Annotated in this window: 4 protein-coding genes; 1 reads left to right on the forward strand and 3 read right to left on the reverse strand. The window is 56.3% G+C overall.

Annotated elements, in window-relative coordinates; all coding sequences use genetic code 11:
* Positions 1-97 precede the first annotated feature (97 nt).
* Positions 98-1,360, reverse strand: a complete 1,263-nt coding sequence (locus AXW79_RS20015; protein WP_011899420.1) for an IS4 family transposase — start codon at positions 1,358-1,360, stop codon at positions 98-100.
* Between the two features lie 199 nt (positions 1,361-1,559).
* Positions 1,560-1,985, reverse strand: a complete 426-nt coding sequence (locus tag AXW79_RS20020) for a CesT family type III secretion system chaperone (protein ID WP_005321603.1) — start codon at positions 1,983-1,985, stop codon at positions 1,560-1,562.
* A 196-nt stretch (positions 1,986-2,181) separates the two neighbouring features.
* Here AXW79_RS20020 and aopH point away from each other — a divergent pair, with 196 nt between their 5' ends.
* Complete coding sequence (gene aopH / locus AXW79_RS20025; RefSeq protein WP_005321607.1) at positions 2,182-3,573, forward strand: T3SS effector protein-tyrosine-phosphatase AopH; 1,392 nt, start codon at positions 2,182-2,184, stop codon at positions 3,571-3,573.
* 72 nt (positions 3,574-3,645) lie between these two features.
* Here aopH and AXW79_RS20030 read toward each other — a convergent pair.
* Positions 3,646-4,180, reverse strand: a 535-nt coding sequence (locus tag AXW79_RS20030) for a transposase (protein WP_155736676.1), incomplete at its 5' end; no start/stop codon positions are given.

A 4,180-nucleotide genomic window follows, 5' to 3' on the forward strand; every position in this document is an offset into this window, starting at 1 on the left:
GCGGCCAGTGCTTTTAGTTTGTCTTGTTCCATTTGCTTACCCACGAAGGTATCCTTTTGAAAAAATTACTTATTCGTGGGCGGTTACTCAATTGGATTTACAGGCTCATTAAAATCCCTTCCAAGGTCCTGTTTTGTATAGATTTTCGCTGCTTTGTCCTGCGAGCGTTTTTTGACAGAAAATCGACGACCCATTCCAGCTTCTCCCTTATTTCACTGAGGGCCCGGTGCGCTACCGCTTCCAATATCGGCAGCCACCACGTCATGCCGCTCTTTGCGGCCTTCAGTGTGGATAATCCCTCTTTCACCAGGGTCTGAGCCACTCGTCGCTTCAACACCAGTGACAGCAAACTGTCCCACACCAGCCCCTCGGTGATCGCTTTTTGACCCGTCACAAAACCCTTGAGGTTGTTGTACGATTTCCGCTCCTTGAACAGCAACTCGACCTGCCAGCGGCAGCGATACAGACGCATCACCCGCTCTGCTGGCCATGTCTCTCGTGCCAAGTTAGTCATCCAGACGCAGAATCGCGTCTCCTCGGCGAACCAGCGCCGGATCAGCCGATACTCGTACTTGCCTGATTTTACATCCATATCAAGTACTTCTGCCCGGCAGTGCCGCCGTCCCTCTTCTTTAAGCGACATGCCTGTCAGCTTTTCCACGGCACGCCCATCATCTCGCCAGGCGCGGAGGATCTTCGGGTTCAACCCTTTTCTGCCCCGCACCAGATAGAAGCAGCCGGCCTTGTTCACCTCGGCAAAATAGGCGCGGTCAATGTAACCCGCATCCGCCAGCAGCAGGCTGCCGGTCAGCTTTTTGGCATCCGGGAGAAACTGGCGCTCTGATGCGGTGTCGGCTGAGAGCTGCATACAGAGCGGTTTTTGCTCCAGCAGTGACATGGTCATGTGGCACTCAATGGCGGCGGGACTGATGGTCTTGAATCGCCCGGGAAAGACCGTGGCAAGACGCTTGTGGACCGCAAAAGAGGTGCCATCCTGAAGCAGCACCTGCTTGAAAGCGCCCTGGGCAACGTCAGTCACCTGCTGGCCGATGCGCAGGGCAATCGCTCGCTCAACCAGGGCCTTCATAAATTGGGCAAACGCGGGTTTACGCAACTGGTTGTGAAAGGGTTTGTAGGAGACCTGGTGAGTATGTGCGAGCTGCAAGCCATTGAAATGCTGGTGCAAGCAGGCAATCGCACCGACCTTGCCGCCCCCGAAAGCGCGTAGCAGGGAGGTGACCAGCATCCAGGGGGTAATGGCGCGTAGACGCAGGCAAAACTTGCAGAGGCGGGCAATGCACTCGGTCTCGGCGGGAGTGAGTAGTTGATTGATATAGTGGTTGGCATCGATAATAGTCATGGCTTCGGGCGTGGCAGTTTTGTTTGGCGATAAAATCAGATCACAAACGAAGCCTTTTTCATATATATATTTCAATTGGTTGCTGCTAAAGATCCTGTATATGAGTGGGGCTAGGAAATTTTCCTAGTTTTCCTCTGTTTCGCCGCCAAGCGTGAAGAGGATCACAGAGTTCCGTGGAAACTGGCGGCGAAGTGAGCGGTCAGACTCGCAGAATGGGGGCTGGGTGGCTCTCATCTGCAGTCGGTGAGTCTCCCTCTGACTGATGGCACAACCAGCGTTGGGCATGGTTATGCAGCAGGGTCAGCGCCTGATAGAGGCTGCTGCCATCCATGCTGCTGGCGGGGTGTTGGCTCCAGAGGATCAGGTACAGGTCCGGCGAGAGTGCCATCCGGGGTGAGAAGGGGTCGGCGCTGAAGAGATTCTGTTGCAGCAGGGTGATGGCCTGCTCGGCGTCTTTGAGCGGCGCGAGGCGCATAAAGAGGGAGAGCTGGCTATTGCCAAGCGGGGCCAGATGAATGGTATGAGAGCCATCCAGTGTGAGACTGGCGATACCTTCTGTGGTGGTCAGTGTGAGCCCGAGGTGTTGGCCCAAGGCCGCCACTGCGGCATCGAATTGTTCGGTCATCTCTGTTTGCCTGTGAAATCTGGGGAAGAGGCGAGCAAACTAACGAAAAACCCCCATCAAATTTGTCACTTATCACCGTCCATTTTGTCGCTATTGGCCATTTTGCACCTTGCCTAAAAATATCCGGCTGGCAGTGCAAGGATGAAGAAAAGCCGCTTTCTATACTCGCGACTCACTCATGCCATCCGAGGTAAAGATGAACCTGACTATTCAAACCCTTCACCAACAGGTATCCCGACTGGCCGAACAGCAGAACGGCGAGCTGATAGGCAAATTGAGAGGCAATGTTGCCGCCAATCGCGAGGGGAGTTTTCAGGGCCTGACGGTGACCAATGGTGCTCGAGACACCGAAAAGGCATTTGCTCAGGAGGTTCTCCGCCACGTGCAGGATATTGCCCTCAATCAGGACGATGTCGCTGCGCTGCACAAAAGCGCTATCCGCTTCAATCACAATAACTTCGAACTGCGCAGCATCGGCAATAGCCAGAGTCAGTTGGTGGGATTGCGCAGCGATCAGCTGACCCTCAAGGACGCCAAGACCTTGCTGGATGCCGCCATGCGTCAGCAGGGAGCACAGCATCACGCAGCCAGCGCGCCAGCCGGTCAGGATGCGCCGCCATTGCCGCCACGTCGTGCTCCGGCCCTTCCTCCGCACAATGCCGGCCCGGCACTGGCCCAGCAGCATGAACGACTCAGGAGTGCCGCGCCCAGAATGGTGACCCCTGCGGCGGTTGAGCCCTATGGGGCCCAGACGAAGCGGGAACTGAGCAGCAGGCTGGCCGGTTTGCAGCAACAGTTGCAACCCTCGGTGCAACCAGATCGTTATCTGCAAAGCCCTGATGGTAGCAAGCTCAACCGCTTCAGAGATATTCAGGCCAACAAGGCGACCGCAGTACGCGCAGATCTCAATGCCAACTATGTACAGGCTGGCGCCCATAGATCCATCGCCTGCCAGTACCCGCTTGAGAGTCAGTTGGAGAGCCATCTGCAGATGCTGTTCGACAACCGGACACCGGTTCTGGCAGTCCTGGCTTCCGCCCACGAGATCGCCAACCCCCAGTTCAATATGCCCAACTATTTCCGCCAAAACGGGCAGTATGGGGCTATGTCGGTCACATCCACGCATAAAGAGAGCATCGACCTTGGTGATGGTATTCAGGCCGATGTCTATCAGATGGCGCTGACCATGCCGGGTTCGGGCAAGAAGGGGATCGCAGTACCTGTCGTCCATGTCAGCAACTGGCCGGATAAAACGGCTGTGAGTGCCGAGGTGACCGAGCAGCTCTCTGCCCTGCTGGAGCAAAAGGCGCAAGAGAAGCGTGCCATCTATGAAAAGGCGGGCAGTTCGGCGGTAGGTGATGCCAACAAGCTGCTGCCAGTGGTTCACTGCCGTGCCGGGGTGGGTCGTACCGCACAGGTGATTGGTTCCATGGCGATGCACGATCCGCGCAATGCCGCCCTGAGCATGGAGGAGGTGGTTAGCGACATGCGTACCAGCCGCAACGGAGTCATGGTGCAAAAACAGGAGCAGCTGGACGTGCTGATGACGCTGGCCGATCGCCAGCAACGTCCTCTGCTGCGGGCATAACCGTCGATATGCCCCTGGCGGGTTGATTCGATAAACGCAAAGAGGCCACCCCGTGGGGTTAATGCCAGTCAGTTAAGCCTGACTGGCATTGTTTTTATTAGCTTTTTTAACTCCATACTTCTGTGGCCTGGGCTTCACGCAGCGAGGATAACTTCGCTCCCTTCGGGCCGGCAATACAAACTGTCCCGCCTGTTTCTCCAGCTCCGCAACGCGTCCCGGGATATTCCCCGGTGACACATACGGCATGCAGCTCAGTTCATGGATGAGGTACACCGAGGCCATGTGAAAACTCAGCTGACTCGCCGTGTATCCCTTCAGGCTCGCCGCCATCTTCACCATCTGGCTGCGTAACAGGTTGTACGCCAGCAACACACCCCATAGCTCTTGCCGTATTCCCGCCGCCTTCTTGCTGCGCAGGGTCAGCCGGTGCTGTTGCAGGCAGTGCTTCATCTCCCGATAGCCCAACTCGATTTCCCAGCGATGGCCATACAGTTCGACGATATCGGCGCCAGGGAAACGCATCGGGTCGACCATTGAGGTCAGCACCTGCCGCTCTTTGCCGTTGATAGTGCGGGTCAGCAAGCGGGCTTCTAAATAACTGATCCTA

This window comes from Aeromonas salmonicida subsp. salmonicida, from assembly GCF_001643305.1.
Classification (GTDB): Bacteria; Pseudomonadota; Gammaproteobacteria; order Enterobacterales; family Aeromonadaceae; genus Aeromonas; species Aeromonas salmonicida.

Coding starts and splice junctions, on each gene's coding strand:
- AXW79_RS20015 (WP_011899420.1), bottom strand. CDS start 1,360: ATGACTATTATCGATGCCAACCACTATATCAATCAACTACTCACTCCC.
- AXW79_RS20020 (WP_005321603.1), bottom strand. CDS start 1,985: ATGACCGAACAATTCGATGCCGCAGTGGCGGCCTTGGGCCAACACCTC.
- aopH (WP_005321607.1), top strand. CDS start 2,182: ATGAACCTGACTATTCAAACCCTTCACCAACAGGTATCCCGACTGGCC.